Raw genomic sequence first — 16,256 nt, 5'->3', positions numbered from 1 at the left:
AGAGATCTAAATTTGTTGTAAGAGCAATAAGAGCAAAGAGAATTGATATGATTACTTGTATTTTAAGAATTAAAATCATTCATTTTTCAAAAAGTAAGAAAAGTGGGTTATTGAATTCTCAGTATTAAAAATAAAATTAAAAAAGTTTTTTTTGGTTTATAATTAGAGGACTTAATTAGGGGAGTTAAATAAATCAAAACAAAGCTTGTCTTTCACAAGTATCTTAGTAGTCACTGTACAAAAGAGGTACTGAGTTACTTCTGTGGGTTGAAATAAATAAGTAGCCGTCATGAACTGCGTACACCAGGACGTATAAAAATGATCAATGGGCAATGGGCAATAAATATTTCTGACTACGCCCCATCCCCTATGCCGTACTTTCAAGTCAGTCAATCATGGGAAAATCCCACAACGAGGGCATGAAAATAATTCTTTTCCCATACCCAATGCCCAATGCCCAATGCCCAATTTTCAAGCTAGTCAATAAAGTCATTATTTAAATGAAAATATTTTGTAGTGTTAGCCGTTAATTTTGATGCGTTTACGTGTGCCATATACTCTAAAAAATAATTTATTTGCGCCCCTGTACATTAGCTTTTTCGTACTGGTGTTATTGGTAGTGGGTGAACAAGGCGTGGACTTTTGGATAGAAAGCCTTACTCAGAAAGCAGTCGGTGTGATAACCCATAGTCTAGTAGTAGAGCGTGAAGGAGAACGTCTTCTCAATGCCGTGATACAAGAGGAAAGAGCTTCTCTAAAGACTAGCACTAAGGAGGCACTAGCCTTCCACAGAAGTTTCAACCGCCTATACAATCTGGTACAGGATAACCCCGCTCAACTTAAGCAACTCGATCAGATCAAATATTTCTATGACCGATGGAAAAGTCAGCTGGCTCACAAAGCTTTTCCTGTCTCTACGAACACGAAGGGCTATTCTTCTATAGAAAATCCCTTATTCAATACGTTGTACGCTCAAATTTTGAGTCTCCTTGAGAGCGAGCAGATACTTTTAAGTAAACGCAAGTATCAGGCGCAACAGATCCACGAGATCAACTTTTCTGTAAAGCTCTTCAGCCTCATGGCGATCCTGGCAGGAGTATTCTGGAATCTCAATCTTTTACATCGACGCGTTAAGGTTCCCCTGAATCAATTGATTAAGGTAGGCGAAATTTGGCGTGCGGGTCAAATGGAAGCCCGACTTGGCTATTCGTCCTCCGATGAAATTGGTCATTTAGCTGGAGTTCTCAACCAAATGGCAGGGGAGGCTTGTTACCGTCAGCAACGCATTGAGGTACGTAACGAACAGCTTGAGGACTTGATCTCTGCCCTGTCCCATGATTTACGTACTCCCTTACTTGCTACCCGCGCCACCTTAGAGAGTATGCTCAAAGGAGCTTTTGGTTCTGTAAACGACACTTGGAAAGAAATTTTTGAAGAGTACCACCAAACTAACGAAGATCTCCTCAAGCTGATAGAAACTCTCTTAGACGTCTCTCGCTATGAAACTACTCGTGGCGCTAACTTAAGCCACGATCCCCTGAATTGGAAAAGGATTTTTGTTAAAGTCATTACCCAAATAAAAGCGACTTCAAAGAGTGAGTTCGCCCTCATCGATAAAATTGGTCAATCACTGCCAACTGTCTATGGTGATGAGGTAGAGATCCGACGGGTTGTGCAAAACTTGCTTGAGAACGCTATACGAGCAAGCGAACCGAACAACGAAATTGTTCTTGAAGTAGAACCCCTTGGAGAAGCGCAAGTGAAAGTTTCTGTGCGCGATCGCGGTCTAGGGATTGCACAGCAGGAGAAGGAACGGCTCTTCCACCGCTTTACTCAGGGACGAGGGCGATGTGGGCAAGCAGGTCTTGGTCTTTACTTGTGTCGTCAAATCATTCAGGCTCACGGAGGTAGCATAGGCGTCGAAAGCACCCTTGGAAAAGGTAGTACCTTCTGGTTTACCCTCTGTGTTCCCACAAGTAAGACTGAGTTCGAGAACAATTGGAAGTAGGAGGCAAAATGATTGTTGAAAGTGGCGCACAAAAAATCGTGCGAATTCTACTGGTGGATGACCATGCTTTGATACGCCGAGGCATGAAAGGTCAATTTTCCCTTGAATCTGGCTTTAGTATCGTTGGAGAGGCAGGTGATGGTGCACAGGCTATTGAATTAGCTACTCAACTTCAGCCAGATGTGGTGTTGATGGACATTGATTTGCCAGTCATAGATGGAATCACAGCCACGCAGCAGATAAAAAGCGATCGCCCAGCCACTTGTATCCTTGCCTTGAGTGCATTTGACAGCGACACCCAAGTGATGGGGATGTTAGCAGCTGGTGCAGATGGTTACTGCCTGAAGAGCATTGAATGGGAACAACTTCTCGCTGTCATTCAATTGATTGTTCAAGGTGGTGCTTATTTAGATCCTCAAATAGCTCAAAAGGTTGCCCGGATGCTAAAACCGCCCACTGTATCCTGCGCTCCTGCATATGAACAGCTTCAACAACCCATTCTTAGTAATCGCGAGCGCGAGATTCTTAAATTAATTGCCCAAGGATACTCAAACCCAGAGATTGCTGAGCAACTCTACCTATCCCTAGGAACTGTCAAATCTTATGTGCGTATGCTTCTTAACAAACTTAGCGTTGACGATCGCGTCCAAGCAGCAGCTCTAGCGGTGCGTAATGGTTTAATTTAAGCCCTGAAGAACTTCCTGTAAACGAACATAGAGTTCTGTAGGGGTAGTAACCGATGGTAACCCGTCATTCATAGGCTGTTCTGACCACAAAATGTAGGGAAGAAGTATACTTTCGCACGCTAAGCCCCGATCAAGAGGTAGACATAGCACTAAGACATGGGGGGTGAACAGAGTCACCTCTTCATCTCTCGGAATACCATAGTAGGGGAACACTTCCGCATTTTGTTTTAAGCAGTAGCTGCTAACGCGCTGTACGGTGAGGACATTGCTACCAATGACCATAATTCGATGCCTTTCCATTACAAATATCGGTTAATTAAGAGGATATTGCACATACAGCCTATCTTCTGTACCCTAAAATGTCATTTAGTGAAATTGCTGAGATATTACTCAACAGAATTAGTAAAACATACATTTTTGAAAGAAATTCAGTTGATGAAGTTGTATTTCAGTACTTCAAGTATCTTAAAAGCAGTAAAAATTGAATGAATAAGTTGAGCGTAAAGTATAGGACTAGGTTGCGACTATTTTATAGCCATAACCTTAGCATAAAGCTTAGACTTTGTAAACGCTACAGCCAAGCGGATAGCTATGTGGACACTTTTATCCTCCCGTAAGGATGCTGTATACATCAGATTTTAAGTAGCCAGCAGATAGTATTTTTATCAGTATCTCAGTATCAAACTATAAGTAATACTTGTAAATTTGTCAGATGACATCAAGCCCTTTTGTTGTAGTTATACATAAGCATGAAATGCTTATCTGCTACTAACAGCTTTCATAAAGATTAAAGTTTGCGTACAGACATTGCTGGCATGACAAGCAATTAAACAAGCTAGTTAGTAAGCAAGAATAAGGCTGTAAGCGTATGTTGCAGTCATCGCCCCATGCCTTATAGGCTTTGGAATCCCTCCTTTTTCAACGTTAGATCGTAAGTTTTAAACTATATGGCAAACCGAGTTAATTTCCTTAACACCCGTTTTGATTCCATGTCCCCGAACGAAGCAATTGAGTTATTACTGGCGCGATTATTAAAGCGAACGGGTGGTCGAGTGTATTATGGCAACGCTCACACTATGGTAACCGCTACAAAAAACACAGCACTGGCAGAGGCATTAGAACATAGTGATTTGTTGTTAGCGGACGGAAGTGGAGTTCGCTGGGGTAGTGCTTTATTGGGTACACCAATCGTCCATAACCTGAATGGCACCGATCTAGTTCCGGCTTTATGCAAAAATGGTGCAACAAAAGGCTTATCAGTCTATCTTCTGGGTGCCAAGCCCAGTGTTGCTGAAGAAGCAGCTACTAACTTAAAGAAAACCTATCCTGGCTTAGTCATTGCAGGAACTCAAGATGGCTATTTCTCTGAAAGCGAAACTTCACAAGTTTTAGAGGCTATCCGAGTAGCCCGCCCACATCTGTTGTTAGTGGCAATGGGCGTACCGCTACAGGAAATTTGGATCGATCGATACGCCAGTCAATTACCTGGTATCACTTGTATGGGTGTCGGAGGACTTTTCGATTTTGTGGCGGAACGTGTACCCCGTGCCCCTTCTTCCATTCGTGCTATTGGTATGGAGTGGTTGTGGCGTTTAGCAATGGAACCAAAGCGGTTATGGCGACGTTATTTTATAGGCAATTTTATCTTTTTAAGTTTGGTTTTGACCTACGCTTTTAACCACCGTCAAGGTAGACAACTAACAAAAACAAAATTTACAGCCAAATCACAATAGCTAGACCAAACTGCTTTGGTGCGTGCAGACGCTCAGTATGAGTTTAAACTCGCATAGACATTTAATATCAAAGGCAATCGTAAAGCTTATGACTCTCACACAAGAATGCCAACTCATTGTACTTCAGCTTCAAGGACCTTTGAACTTGCAGCAAGGTCAAGTCTTAAGAGAACAGATAATTAGTTTAGTGCTTCAGCCTCATCACCTTTTAGCGATCGATCTAGCACAAGTAGATTTTATGGATAGTTCGGGGTTAGCTGCACTAGTAACGAGTTTTTCCACAGCACGTTTGAGCGGCTGTCGTCTTGTCATTTGTAATTTGCAAGCACCTATCCGCATGATTTTTGAGTTGACTCAGCTTGATTCACAGTTTGAAATTTTTGAGAATTACAACACTGTCAAGACTACAGTTAACACTCTTTAGAAGACATGGAGACAAAAGGACAAGGGAGACGCGGGGAAAGCCCATGAATAAATTCAGCTTTATTCAAACAAGGAATTTATTTTTTGTCTTTACGCATCAATATGTTCAGCTTTAAACCATTCGCTCCCTTGCGTCGGGGAAGGATACAGACTTCTCAGAGCGTCTTTCTTGTCTCCGACAGGCTAGATTCGCAAACCAATTCACTGCAATTGTCATTGCCATGTTTAATCTCTCTACTTCTCACACCATTCACACATCAGTTTTAGAAACTACTGACATAACCCAATTTGCTGAGCTTCGAGTTCATCCTTCTGTAGCAAGCAAAGCAAAACGCTTGATTGACATTTTGGGTGCAATTGTCGGTCTGGGAATTACGGCAATTTTAGCAATTCCGATTGCTATAAGTATCCAGTTAGATAATCCCGGTCCTATCTTTTACAATCAAATTCGCTGTGGTTTAAATGGTCGTTCCTTCAGAATCTGGAAATTCCGTTCCATGGTTGTAGGAGCCGAGCAATTGAAGCATCTTGTCAATAACGAAGCCAAAGGTCATTACATTTTCAAGAACACAAACGATCCTCGCATTACCCGCGTAGGAACATTTCTCCGTCGTACTAGCTTAGACGAACTCCCTCAGTTCTGGAACGTGCTTCTAGGGGAAATGAGCCTAGTCGGTACTCGTCCTCCCACCCCCGATGAAGTGATGCACTATTCAATCCATCATTGGAAACGGTTGAACGTCAAACCTGGTATTACTGGTGAATGGCAAGCTAATGGACGTTCCAGCATTAAAGATTTTGAAGATATTGTTCGTATGGATTTAAACTACCAACATCATTGGTCGATCGCCTACGATATTGGTTTGATCTTGAAAACTCTCAAGATTGTCTTTAATAAAAGCGGCGCTTGCTAATAATTGAACGCATCTGTACTTTAGAACCGTGGTGCTCCCAACCAACAATAATTACCTTTTCACCACCATAATCAACAGAACTTCCCACGAACCATTATAAGGGAAATTAATTTGTAAAAGCTTGAGTGCCATCTTGTAAATCCCCTTTTCTCTCTCATGTAAGAACCGCAAACCCGTTTTGCTACAAATTCTATATCGTATTTTCCGGTTTGATGAAATTGGGTTACAGACTTTTATATCAAGGAGTTGAAATGAAAGCTAAAATGTGCAACTTGCACAGTAAACCCTGTGAGTTCACCATTGAAAAATGTAGAATCCAAACCCTTGCCACTTTATTACATTAAATTAATGTTGGCTTTAAATGCTTTCTTAGATGGTTTATTGTTATGGAGTCATTCACATTACAATAGGTCTAAAATTGATTAATGTACATACTACAAGAAGACCGAAAGCAAGCAATCGATTATCTTAAAAAGAAGTATGAAAATATAAAAGACGAGACCGAGTCAAGTATGATTCCGTGGGGGGAGAATTTTTGGGTAAAATATCTAAAGATTCTGACATTTCAGGCATTGATTGAACAAATTCTAGATAAATATCTTTCTGAAGAATACCAAAAGAATCCTATTAGACTTACTCTATTGGAGGAAAAGGCAGACAATGGATTGAGACTAAAAGTTGAAGTCAAGAAAAATCTTCCAGTGACTGAACTTTGGAAACCTGGAACTACTATTTTTGCTCTAAACCAGGTATTTAAGTGCGAGAACGAAAAACTTATAGTCCACATTGAAACTGTAACAGCAACAGGGAACGGAAAAAAACTTTTTAAAGAAAGCTTACTCCCACTCTTTGAAACTTTCAATGTTCAAAAAATAACATTGAAAGCATCAGGAATTGGTGGTGGACGTGAAGGGGTATTAGTCTGGGCTAGATATGGCTTTATCCCTAGCCAAGAGAATTGGAATGAAATGTTAGAATCTGGAAAAAAGCAAATCAAGGAGATTCAAGATACTCAAGAAAAATGGATAGAAGAAATGAACTCAATCTTGGCCGATTTAAATCCTAGAACAATCAGGAAATTAGTGTTTTTATCATGGCAAGAAAAAGAAAAAGTCAAGCCAATTCTAGATAATATGTTGGAATCCACTGTCTCCTGGTCTGGAACGCTAAATCTAGCAGATAAAATAGATCGCGATTGGATTACAAAATATACTAGTGGTGCGGACATTCAAGAATATTCCGACCTTTTAAAATAAGAATTGAATTATAATCGCAGCCCTCAATCCGATCGCGGTGAGAGGGTTTGATCAGATCTCTTATATCAAGTCCGGTTAAAGACTTATCATACTTTAAAATGTCAAATACTTTTCCTTTTCAAAATAAATCCCAATTACACGAGTGGCATACGGGTATTAGAATGGCTAACCGTAACAACATTTTCTGCTACTGTCGTAGATGCGGTTATGAATGGGTAGATTCTTCAGTTGAGGTTGTTTGTACCAAGTGTAGTAGCAAGGATGTCGAACACGTTTGCTGTTGGCAATTCCCGGATGATTGAGTGAAGTGTGATAACTGTGAAAGCGATCGCCTGGGAATGGGTGCTTTAGGTCACCGCAAGCGATCGCTACTCGTTAAGCTGTTGCCACACGTAACCTCTATTATGCAACGCCCTAAGATGAAATATTATAGAGAAGATTGAATTTGTTGGTTCATCCATTCGATATCTTCATTATTAAAGGCTGGTGGTGGTGGAGTCTGAGTGTAATCTAGAGATAAATCGTATCCAGCTTCATCGTAAATTGCATTTAGAGCATCTTGCAGGTTGAGAACAGCATGGGGATCGGGGTTGCGAAGAGGAACGGGAATTGTAGGAAGTGTATCTTGTAACTTAACAGGCCACACGTCCATCACAGAAGAACCTGCACGAGTAAGAGTAACCAAGTAGGGAAACTCTGGTAGACGGGGATGATTGAAGGGGCGGGTTCCCCGACGCAATAAATCGATTTCAATGAGATGGACGTTGGCGTTATACAAACGCTGACGTTTTTTACGGTAATCGGTCAAATTCGGTTCGCGCTTGTTTACAGGTGAAAGAATTTCCACACAAGATACCAGCACGTTATTAGCAGTATCCCGAATCTCAATGGAAGGAATGCGAATTTCGACTGGTTGAATGACTGGAAGCGTTAGTAGTGGCGGAGTGGTGACAATACCTGATTGGAGAGGTGGAGATGCTTCACGGCGCGTCCGCAGTTGCAACACTTCAACGTCGGGGTAGAGGATGGCGATTTCGCTTTCGGGAGAAGTATCTTCAACGACATAGATTTCGATCCGTGCTGCGTATTTAGGACGCAGTTGTGGGGCGAGAAAAGCACGGATTTTGCTCGCTAGTGCATTATGAACATCGGGCCACAGCCCAGCTTCAAGGTATGGATCCATACCGGGGAAGGGAGAAGGCATCGCAATACCCGTCGGTTTTAAGCTATGTTATTATTGTAAGCTGCGTTCCTTACGGTTGGGGAGTAATTTTCAGATTACAGCAGTTTTCACTTAAATGAACCACACCGTTTGTTTGTAGGGGCGCAAGGCATTGCGCCCCTACATTTAAAAATCTTGAACTTATTTTCTTCAGATGATTTGAGGCAATAAAGCCGTCAACAAGCTCCTCATTGCCCGATTTACCAATAGACAAAAAGCTTAGTTTACAATCATTAAGGATTCTCGATATCCTTGCACCTTCTTGCACTTATGCCTTACAGCCAATTTACAACAATCACCAAAGTTAAAGAAGCTTTTGACCTTTCTACTGTAGAAGGGGTTCGCTTTTTGCCAGAGACTGCTGCAATCACTCCTTCCAATACCTTAAAGGACTATTTAGAAGAAACTTTACCGATCGCAACTGCAACAGGTAGTGAAAAAGCTCGTTCCGAACTGATTATCACTCCCGTATTGGTAGAGGTACGTCGAATTCTCAATCGAAAAGTTAGCCTATTTTCTGGAGAAGACTTTACAGTTGACGAAAGTTTAGGACTTAACGGGCGATGTGACTTCCTTATTAGCCGTTCTCCTGAAATGCTGGAGATTGAAGCTCCAGTTATAATCATTGTGGAAGCAAAGCAGGCTGACCTTAAGACAGGCATTGGACAATGTGTAGCCCAGATGATTGCTGCACAAAAATTTAATCAAGCCAAGGGAAAATCTATTTCTATCATTTATGGCAGCGTTAGCAACGGGGTTCAGTGGCAATTCCTGAAGTTGGAACAGCAAACGGTTACAATTGACCTGACAATTTACCCCCTGCCTTCTGTAGAACAAATATTAAGCTTCTTGGTGTGGATATTGCAGGAAGGTTAACCATTTCCAATCCTTTCTGCTTTAGCTTGAAAGATGTGGAGACTTCTTCAAGGTATTCATTTTGTTTTTGATTGCTAGGATTTCTTCACCAATATTTTTTGCATCATTTTTTAATACGAATCTTTACAATACATATCTATTATAAACTTTTATTAATCTACACAGAATTTCTGGTACAGAAGCTGAAAAGTTAATTGGTAAGCAATTAGCTGAAGTAAGGAGGTGCTACTTGTTAAGCAATTCAAGTACTGACGGTTGGGAACTAATTGTGATGAGTGATGCGATTGTGTGTGCGTTTGGCGTAACCATGTCTTTGACACTCGCATTCGCTACAAATTCTGCTTCTGCCCAAATGACTCCCGATGGCACTTTACCTACTAACTCCAGCGTCATACGAGAGGGAAACAACTTCAATATAACTGGTGGAACGCAAGCTGGGGGCAATCTATTTCATAGCTTTGTGGAATTTTCTGTACCCACTGGTAGCACTGCAATATTTCACAATTCTACCGATATTCAAAACATCATCAACCGGGTAACTGGTGGCTCAGTCTCAAATATTGATGGTTTAATCCGGGCGTCAGGTAATGCCAACCTATTTCTCATTAATCCCAATGGAATTATTTTTGGGCGTAATGCCGAGCTTGATATAGGTGGTTCTTTTTTAGCAAGTACAGCTAGTAGCTTAAAATTTGCTGATGCGAGAGAGTTTAGTGCAAAAACTCCTCAAACAACACCTCTACTGACCATCAGCACTCCCATTGGTTTGCAATTTGAGGGCAATCCAGGAAGTATTAAAGTGCAGGGAATTGGTGGTTTCCTCGGTTACATACAACAGCGTGGTTTAATTGTACCAAAAGATAAAACTTTGGCTTTGGTAGGAGGCAATCTCACTTTAGAGAATGCCTTTCTTCAAGCACCAAGAGGAAGAGTGGAGTTGGGTAGCGTTACTGGTAATGGTTTGGTAACTCTGAACTCTTTAGACAAAGGCTGGGCTTTGAACTATCAGGGTGTACAGAACTTAGGAAATATTCAAATATCTAGAAGTTTTGTAGATATTGCCAACGAGGATAATAGTAATATTAATGTTCTGGGTGACAAAGGCGCAATCTCCCTTCGAGCCTCGCTATTGGAAATTAGAGGAACATCTATTGTAAGAGCCGACACTTTTACAAGCGCTCCTGGAGGAGATGTGAATATTGATGCCCAGCGATTAACTGTTAGAGAAGGATCCCAAGTATTAACGCGTACATTGGATGCAGGTTCAGGAGGAAATTTAACGGTAAATGCTTCTGAGTCTGTGGAGATAGCGGGCACTAGTCCTGGGGGTTCATTTGCTAGCGGTTTGTCTACGGGAGTTGATGACAAAGAAGCAATAGGAAATGGCGGTAACTTGACAATCATTACCAAGCAGTTAATTGTTAAGGATAGGGGAGGAGTGTCAACTTCTACTGGAGGTATAGGGAAGGCAGGAGATTTAATTATTCGTGCTGCCGATCGAGTAGAACTGAGTAAAGGAGGTCTCTTATCTACTGCCAGTGCGCCTCAAGCTACAGGAAATGGTGGGAATTTAACGATTGAAACCGGAAAGCTGAGCGTTCACACTCAGACAGGAATACCAACACAAATAATAACTGGTACGTATGGTCAAGGAAATGCTGGAAATTTGTTCATTAGAGCTTTTGATACAGTAACAGTCAGCGGACGAGGCAGTCTTATATCAACTCAGGTAGGTCCACAAACACCGGGCAAAGGTGGGAATTTAACGATTGAGACACCTTCGCTGAAAATTGAAAATTTGGCTCAAATTGGAACAGGTACTTTAGGTTCCGGTCATGCAGGAAATTTATTAGTGAAAGCTACAGAGTTTGTGCAACTTAGTGATTCCTCCTTAACAACTCAGTCTGAAAATTCAGGAAATGCGGGAAATTTGACAATTGAAACTGGGGAATTAATTGTCAGCGATGGCGCACAAGTAGCGACGGGAACAAAGGATGGACAAGCTGGGACTTTAACAGTGACGGCATCAAAGTCTGTAGAGCTTCGTGGAGTTTCCCCAAAGGATTCAGGGATTCCCAGTGGACTATTTGCTGCAACTAACGGGGTTGGAGATGCTGGGTCTTTGGAGATTAAGACCACTAGGTTAGTGATTCGAGATGGAGCAAGAGTCGTAGTTTCTACTATAGGTAGCGGACGGGGTGGAACTTTAGCCGTGAATGCAAAAGAGTCAATCGAAGTGAGTGGCTCCTCCATAGATAGTCAATCTGCCTTGTTTGCTGAAACTCTTAGTACTGGAAATGCCGGGAGTATAAAGATTGAGACTGGGAAGTTAACGCTCCAAGATGGGGGCTTAGTATCGGCGGCTACTCGTAGCCAAGGTCAAGGAGGAAGCATCGTTGTTAATGCTTCTGAGATAGGCATCTATGGTTCGAGTGCTTCAGGATTTACGAGTGGAATCTTAACTAGCACCAGTGGAAGCGGAAAGGGGGGTGACATTACGCTAACTACCAGTAACTTGCTTGTATCTAATAATAGTACTATAGACGCTCGTACTAGCGGTGATGGTGAGGGGGGTAGTATCCGTGTGTGGGCAGATTCTCTTGAAGCAACTCGTGGAGGACGACTTCTCACCACAACAGAAGGTAGCAAGTCTGCTGGTGATATCACTGTCAATGCCCGTAACAAAATGATCCTTGTAGAACCGGGGAGTGGATTGTTTGCTAACACCTCTATTGGTTCGAGTGGTCAAGGGGGAGGTGTCACGATTCAAGTGGGAGATTTATTTGTCCGCGATGGTGCATTCGTCAATGTGAGCAGTTTTGGATCGGGAAATGCAGGGTCACTAACAGTTAATGCTAAGAGTATTGGGCTGGACAACCAAGGAAAGCTACAGGCGGCGACTGCATCAGGTGAGGGCGGAAATATCAATTTACAAGTGCGTGATTTAATCTTAATGCGTCGAAATAGCTTGATATCTGCCAAAGCAGATAATAATGGCAATGGCGGTAGTCTTAAAATCAATGCAACCTTCATCGTCGCTGTCCCAAGTGAAGATAGCAACATTATTGCCAACGCCTTTGGAGGTCGTGGAGGAAACATTAACATCATTACGAACGGTATTTATGGGCTACAGTACCGCCCTTCTCTAACAGAGTTTAGTGATATCAACGCCAGTTCCCAATTTGGGATAAACGGTACGGTGCAAATCAACACACCCGACATCGATCCCAGTCGCAACTTAGTTGATCTGCCAGTCAATGTAGTAGATGCTACACAACAAATCGCTACTGACTGCAGTTTTGACAGGAAACAAAGAAGGGGTTCATTGACTGCCACAGGACGTGGAGGACTACCATCGGCTCCCACTGAACCATTGACGGGTGATGCAGTGCTCGCAAATTGGGTAAAACTTCCATCCGAGGTTGGGAGAAAAGGAGATGGGGATAGGGTAAGTTTGGGAGAAAACAACACTAACACTCCAAATTTCCCAACTCAAATTGTGGAAGCCTCTGGTTGGGTAATGGATACCAATGGCGATATTGTTTTAGTCGGAGGAGCACCCACCGCGACACCAACTAGTCCTACCTACAGGAGTGCATCTTGTCAAGCTTCTTGACACTCTCTGCCTTAAAAGATTCAGATTTCTTAACGTTTTACCACAGTATTGACCCTTAAAGTAAATTTAACTATTGTCAAACTAATTCAGAGATCTTCAATCCTTACTAATCCATTGGAAACCACAACAACTAATACGTGAAAATTATACTTTCATATTATGAAAGCAATCATAGAGCGTTCACATAGTGGCTCCCTTCGGGAGCATCGCCCCATGATTGCAATCTGTTCCCTGCATTATCCTGTTATGAAAGGTAAGCGAAGTTAACCGTGCTTACTACTTCAACAGTAGGAGACTTTGCACGAGTTGTCTTGTCAATTCTTGTTAATTACAACAATTTCTTGCTATTCACTCTAGGAATATTTTCTGATGACCATTAACTGGTCACTGGTCACTGGTCACTGGTTACTGGTCACTGTTAAAAAATGTTTCTTAATATTAAAAATAAGTGAAGTTTTATTTTGATTTCTAAATATTCTCGTGTGACCAATAATTTGTTGCCTAAATTACAGAAAGTTTAGTATTTTGTCTGAAATAAAATCAGCGTGCTAAAAAATAAAAAGAAGCAAATATCATCCTTTAGAAAGATTGAAGTTACGGATTTTATTCTAGCAATCGTTTCAAGCCATTTGGCTCTTGCCTACAGCAACTTGCTGTATCATAAAATAATTTGAAATATCCGGAAATTAACTGGGGTGTCTTGTATTTTGAGGTGTCACGAGAAAAAGTGCATAAGTGTATTCGCGTGTCATTTAAAAATCAGGAAAGTCTACAATCCAACAAATGCTTAACATCAAAACTTATGTATATACGTAAATCAGCTTAAATTGTTAAAAGACTAACATTTTCTTAGGTAAAATTTAAAGAGAGATTAAAGTTGAGTATTGCCATTTTGGCAGGTGTCAATTGTTAAAATGAGATATTAATAGTTTATACAAACGGTTATTGATATCAGGATTGCTGCTATCTACTTATTGCTGAAGTAAAACCAACTTCCATTACAAAAAACTCTCTAAGCAATCTTTCGATGAATGGAAATAGAGCATGTTAACTTCACTGTCTTCTCATAATGTTATCCAGTACTTGCAAGAAGCAGGTCTGTGTAGCTCAGAAGAAGGCGTTTCTACCGACTCTGAATTGCCACAGAGTAGCAAGAAAAATTCCAATTTGCTCGTTACTCTGAAAGGAAATCGCAAGCTGTTGGTGAAACAGGAACGCCATATTGATAATGATGGAAAACCACACGAATTTTTCAAGGAGTGGCTGTTTCACCAATTGCTTGGACGCTTTCCTGCTTTGGGGAGTATTTCTGCGATCGCATCCTTGGTGGTGTACTTTGATGACAAAAAATCTATCTTAGTTCGCAATTACCTAAAAGACTATTTTGACGTTGCCAGTTTTTATCAACAAAACTTGCGCTTTCCCAAGACTATTGCCAGTGAGATCGGTACTTGTGTGGCATTGTTGCATCGTGCTACCTTCAAGCGCCACGAGTATCGCGATTTTATGGCAACTGCGCCAGAAGGTGAGTATCGCTATCAGTTATATAACCCAGCACAAGGGTTTGGCTCGATCGGACCGGAAATCATTGGTACGGTTCCCACTAACGCCTTAAAATTCTACACGCTCTACCAACGCTATGAAACCATAGAAGGGGCGATCGCAGAATTATCTTATGAATGGAAGCCTTGCTGTTTGACTCATAACGAGTTGAGATTGGACAACATTTTGCTTCATTCCAAATGGGATCAACTAGATAACTGCTTGGTGCGACTGATTGATTGGGAAGCTTGTGCTTGGGGAGATCCAGCTTTTGATTTGGGAACTTTAGTAGCCAGTTATCTGGCAATGGGGTTAGAAAGTCTGGTAGTAGACCCTACTCTAGAGTTAGATGAATCTTTGCATTTAGCTGCGATTCCATTAGACATTCTCCAGCCTTCAATATTAGCTTTAATTCAGGCTTATCTCGATACTTTTCCCACAATTCTTCAAGAGCGTAATGATTTTCTTCTCCGGACTGTTCAATTTGCGGGTTTAGCGCTGCTTCATCAAATAGATGAAAAAATAAAGCAGCATCGCTACTTTGATAACTCAGGCATATGTACGTTTCAAGTTGCCAGAAGTTTACTTACCAAACCCCAAGAATCTGTAATGACTGTTTTTGGTGTTTCGGAAGCAGAGATCGTCAAACCTATTGTAAAACTTCCGAAATTTTCTCAAGCACAAAAAGAGGTCAATTTGCTGCGCCTCTACAACAATCAAGCCCGTTTGCGCGGCTGTTAGTTAGAGGAAGTGGGGAACAAGAAACAGACAAGGGAATATAAAAAAATTTCTCCCCACTCCCTCCCTCCCTCTCTCCCTCCCTCCCTCCCTCCTTCCCTCTCTCCCTCACTCCCCTATTCTCCGAATCATGTTAAAATCTTCAAAACCACTCTTAAAATCTCTCTTAGATATAGCTAGCAACATCCAAATTGAATCGAGCTTTTGCATTAGCCATCCTAAATACCAACCTTTTTCCTTACCCGACCGAGTTGCAGATAGATTTCAGCAAACTTCGCCTAGTTTACAACAAAAATATCTCTCTCTATTACTGAGAAATTTTCTTCACGGTATCTATTACAATGGTGCTCTAAAAAAGACCCTAGTAGAAAAAAATGGCATTTGTCCTAGTAACCTTCCACACAAAAGTAAGATAAGCGATTCTAACTTTAAAATCGACTTACCATTTTACGAACAACTACATGCTAGCAACCACGGTGTTGGTTATTTTGATTCTGGTTGGGAGGTCTTGCGGCAAGAACCTGATGGTAGTATGGCAGTGGCCAAAGGTGGTTTAACATTATACGTTGAGCATCCTGCCAACTTAGAAACAATAATTCAATCTTCTAAAGTTGGTGAAGTAACTGCTATTTGGATGCCGAAAAATCGTATAGAAAACGGCTTTTATATAGCAGTTAGCAATGTCGGTCAGGATTTACAAGTTAACCTAGACGGTGATTTCGGAGTAGGGCGAATCTACTTTAATGTAACCCCAACAGGTGCGATCGCCCTCATGAATAGTCTGACAAAACTACTCAATTCTGCTGAAATTCCATTTAGTTTCCAAGTTTTACACAATCGCTCTAGCTACGGACGCTACGATTCGGGAGTCCTTTACTTTGAACGCGAAAACTACTTAGCAGTGCGAAAAATTCTGAAAGCTGTCTATGTGAAGCATCAAGTTCATTTTCACAAAGACATTCCTCTATTCACTAAATTTTTAGCTCCAGGACTCGGTCTTGCAGAAGAACCAAGCCAAAAATTTGCCTCCCAAGAAAGTTTTGGCATGAACCGTTGCCAAATTGTCGCGAATGCTTTGTTAGAATCTTGGGAAAACGGTGATAATTCTACCGACAAGAGGATGTCAGCAATTTATCAGCATTTTGCTAAGTTAGGCATTGATTTACAGCGTCCCTACCTCAATCCCGATTCTGAGGATATTTATTCACCTTTAGATCGAACCAACAAATAATTGGTAAAATT

The 16,256-nt window shown here is 41.4% G+C and carries 14 protein-coding genes; 12 read left to right on the top strand and 2 right to left on the bottom strand.

The genetic code is table 11. From position 1 onward, the window contains the following. Positions 1-535: 535 nt before the first annotated feature. Together WA1_RS25995 and WA1_RS25990 are read left to right on the top strand one after the other, a co-directional pair. Positions 536-2,008, top strand: a complete 1,473-nt coding sequence (locus tag WA1_RS25995; RefSeq protein WP_017746961.1) for a HAMP domain-containing sensor histidine kinase — start codon at positions 536-538, stop codon at positions 2,006-2,008. Positions 2,009-2,016: 8 nt separating this feature from the next. After that, a complete protein-coding gene (locus WA1_RS25990) occupies positions 2,017-2,694 on the top strand; it encodes a response regulator (protein ID WP_017746962.1) in 678 nt (225 codons plus the stop codon). On the opposite strand, the gene WA1_RS25985 is transcribed toward WA1_RS25990, so the two are convergent. Beyond that, positions 2,686-2,994 carry a hypothetical protein gene (locus WA1_RS25985; RefSeq protein WP_272819231.1) on the bottom strand — a complete coding sequence of 103 codons (309 nt, stop codon included), beginning with the start codon at positions 2,992-2,994 and terminating at the stop codon, positions 2,686-2,688. The two genes, WA1_RS25990 and WA1_RS25985, sit on opposite strands and share 9 nt — an antisense overlap. Positions 2,995-3,641: 647 nt before the next feature. Between WA1_RS25985 and WA1_RS25980 the strand changes: the two genes are divergently transcribed. The 6 genes from WA1_RS25980 (at position 3,642) to WA1_RS57275 (ending at position 7,463) form a co-directional block, all read left to right on the top strand. Continuing rightward, complete coding sequence (locus WA1_RS25980) at positions 3,642-4,427, top strand: WecB/TagA/CpsF family glycosyltransferase (RefSeq protein WP_026135062.1); 786 nt, start codon at positions 3,642-3,644, stop codon at positions 4,425-4,427. 88 nt (positions 4,428-4,515) lie between these two features. Continuing rightward, a complete protein-coding gene (locus WA1_RS25975) occupies positions 4,516-4,851 on the top strand; it encodes an STAS domain-containing protein (RefSeq protein WP_017746965.1) in 336 nt (111 codons plus the stop codon). 220 nt (positions 4,852-5,071) lie between these two features. Then, the gene (locus WA1_RS25970) at positions 5,072-5,764 is read left to right on the top strand and encodes a sugar transferase (protein ID WP_017746966.1); all 693 of its coding nucleotides are present in this window, start codon (positions 5,072-5,074) and stop codon (positions 5,762-5,764) included. 425 nt (positions 5,765-6,189) lie between these two features. Further along, positions 6,190-7,020, top strand: coding sequence for a hypothetical protein (locus tag WA1_RS25965; RefSeq protein ID WP_017746967.1), 831 nt, complete (start codon positions 6,190-6,192; stop codon positions 7,018-7,020). 98 nt (positions 7,021-7,118) lie between these two features. Then, entirely contained in the window at positions 7,119-7,322 is a 204-nt protein-coding gene (locus WA1_RS53260) for a hypothetical protein (protein ID WP_081402946.1), read from the top strand. After that, complete coding sequence (locus tag WA1_RS57275; RefSeq protein WP_158516699.1) at positions 7,323-7,463, top strand: hypothetical protein; 141 nt, start codon at positions 7,323-7,325, stop codon at positions 7,461-7,463. Here the strand turns inward: WA1_RS57275 and WA1_RS25960 are convergent. Continuing rightward, positions 7,448-8,224, bottom strand: a complete 777-nt coding sequence (locus WA1_RS25960; protein ID WP_017746968.1) for a DUF4058 family protein — start codon at positions 8,222-8,224, stop codon at positions 7,448-7,450. The genes WA1_RS57275 and WA1_RS25960 overlap by 16 nt on opposite strands. 288 nt (positions 8,225-8,512) lie before the next feature. Here WA1_RS25960 and WA1_RS25955 point away from each other — a divergent pair, with 288 nt between their 5' ends. The 4 genes from WA1_RS25955 (at position 8,513) to WA1_RS25940 (ending at position 16,245) form a co-directional block, all read left to right on the top strand. Next, positions 8,513-9,118, top strand: coding sequence for a hypothetical protein (locus WA1_RS25955; protein WP_017746969.1), 606 nt, complete (start codon positions 8,513-8,515; stop codon positions 9,116-9,118). 229 nt (positions 9,119-9,347) lie between these two features. Next, positions 9,348-12,734: a two-partner secretion domain-containing protein gene (locus tag WA1_RS25950; protein ID WP_017746970.1), complete on the top strand. Its 3,387-nt coding sequence runs from the start codon at positions 9,348-9,350 to the stop codon at positions 12,732-12,734. A gap of 1,044 nt (positions 12,735-13,778) precedes the next feature. After that, on the top strand, positions 13,779-15,017 hold the full coding sequence (locus tag WA1_RS25945) for a phosphotransferase (RefSeq protein ID WP_017746971.1): 1,239 nt from the start codon (positions 13,779-13,781) through the stop codon (positions 15,015-15,017). Positions 15,018-15,144: 127 nt separating this feature from the next. Continuing rightward, on the top strand, positions 15,145-16,245 hold the full coding sequence (locus WA1_RS25940; protein ID WP_017746972.1) for a T3SS effector HopA1 family protein: 1,101 nt from the start codon (positions 15,145-15,147) through the stop codon (positions 16,243-16,245). Positions 16,246-16,256: the final 11 nt, after the last annotated feature.

Origin of the sequence: Scytonema hofmannii PCC 7110 (assembly GCF_000346485.2) — a bacterium.
Taxonomy (GTDB): Bacteria; Cyanobacteriota; Cyanobacteriia; order Cyanobacteriales; family Nostocaceae; genus Scytonema; species Scytonema hofmannii.
The sequence above is the reverse complement of the archived record's forward strand: the minus strand, read 5'-3'. Positions and strand labels throughout refer to the sequence as shown.

Excerpts from the sequence above, each read along its gene's own strand:
- WA1_RS25995 (WP_017746961.1), top strand. The coding sequence starts at position 536 with ATGCGTTTACGTGTGCCATATACTCTAAAAAATAATTTATTTGCGCCC.
- WA1_RS25990 (WP_017746962.1), top strand. The coding sequence starts at position 2,017 with ATGATTGTTGAAAGTGGCGCACAAAAAATCGTGCGAATTCTACTGGTG.
- WA1_RS25985 (WP_272819231.1), bottom strand. The coding sequence starts at position 2,994 with ATGGAAAGGCATCGAATTATGGTCATTGGTAGCAATGTCCTCACCGTA.
- WA1_RS25980 (WP_026135062.1), top strand. The coding sequence starts at position 3,642 with ATGGCAAACCGAGTTAATTTCCTTAACACCCGTTTTGATTCCATGTCC.
- WA1_RS25975 (WP_017746965.1), top strand. The coding sequence starts at position 4,516 with ATGACTCTCACACAAGAATGCCAACTCATTGTACTTCAGCTTCAAGGA.
- WA1_RS25970 (WP_017746966.1), top strand. The coding sequence starts at position 5,072 with ATGTTTAATCTCTCTACTTCTCACACCATTCACACATCAGTTTTAGAA.
- WA1_RS25965 (WP_017746967.1), top strand. The coding sequence starts at position 6,190 with ATGTACATACTACAAGAAGACCGAAAGCAAGCAATCGATTATCTTAAA.
- WA1_RS53260 (WP_081402946.1), top strand. The coding sequence starts at position 7,119 with ATGTCAAATACTTTTCCTTTTCAAAATAAATCCCAATTACACGAGTGG.
- WA1_RS25960 (WP_017746968.1), bottom strand. The coding sequence starts at position 8,224 with ATGCCTTCTCCCTTCCCCGGTATGGATCCATACCTTGAAGCTGGGCTG.
- WA1_RS25955 (WP_017746969.1), top strand. The coding sequence starts at position 8,513 with ATGCCTTACAGCCAATTTACAACAATCACCAAAGTTAAAGAAGCTTTT.
- WA1_RS25945 (WP_017746971.1), top strand. The coding sequence starts at position 13,779 with ATGTTAACTTCACTGTCTTCTCATAATGTTATCCAGTACTTGCAAGAA.
- WA1_RS25940 (WP_017746972.1), top strand. The coding sequence starts at position 15,145 with ATGTTAAAATCTTCAAAACCACTCTTAAAATCTCTCTTAGATATAGCT.